The 799-nt window shown below is 56.9% G+C and carries 1 protein-coding gene; it reads left to right on the top strand.

The features are described 5' to 3' along the window. A partial coding sequence (locus EOA24_RS39865) for an ATP-binding cassette domain-containing protein (protein WP_133375042.1) occupies nucleotides 1-448 on the top strand: 448 nt, incomplete at its 5' end. Nucleotides 449-799 lie beyond the last annotated feature (351 nt).

Raw genomic sequence — 799 nt, 5'->3', positions numbered from 1 at the left:
CAGGATACTGGAGCTCGTCGGCCTCAATGGTTTTGCAGACCGCTACCCCGGCCAGCTTTCCGGCGGTATGCAACAGCGCGTGGAGATCGCCCGCGTGCTCATCAATCAGCCCAGACTACTTTTGATGGACGAACCCTTCGCAGCGCTGGATGCGCTCACCCGGCTCAGGATGCAGGAACTGCTGCTGGAGGTTTGGGACCAATTCAGAACCACGATTGTCTTCGTCACCCACGATATCGACGAAGCGGTGCTGCTTTCGGATCGCATCATCGTCATGAAGGCGCAGCCGGGCCGCATCCATGAGGAGATCATTGTGGGTTTCGACAGGCCGAGAACGGCAGAAATGATCGCGTCCATTGAGTTTCTGCGTTTGAAGCAGCATTGTCTGAAGCTGCTTCGCAGCGACAGCCAGCCGGATACTTTGGCACGGCTTTCGCCGCTGGGTTGAAGTCGACTTTTGCAAAGTCCCGTCGGGCCATTATCCGAGATTAAGCCAAGGACGTCATTTCAAGGTCCCTTCCGGCCCCAAGGCAGCTTGGCACAACCGAGTTACCGAGCGAAGAAACCTTCGAAACCCACCTCTCTGGGGACCAGCTTGGATGCCGAGTTACGGAAACGTAGTCTCTGCTGAGTTGCGCGACTGGACGCCACTTCAGCTTGTCGGAAACGCTGCCCACGATATCATGCGGTCCGGGCCAGGATTCGCGATGATATCGCGACCAGCGCGGATGATCTGATGATTTAATCGGCTTCATTTAGCAGGGGAAGCAACTGTTGCCCCTGCCGCTCGATCTCTGAC

It is taken from the genome of Mesorhizobium sp. M2A.F.Ca.ET.039.01.1.1 (assembly GCF_003998035.1).
Taxonomy (GTDB): Bacteria; Pseudomonadota; Alphaproteobacteria; order Rhizobiales; family Rhizobiaceae; genus Mesorhizobium.
This window is presented reverse-complemented; position numbering and strand designations above follow the sequence as displayed.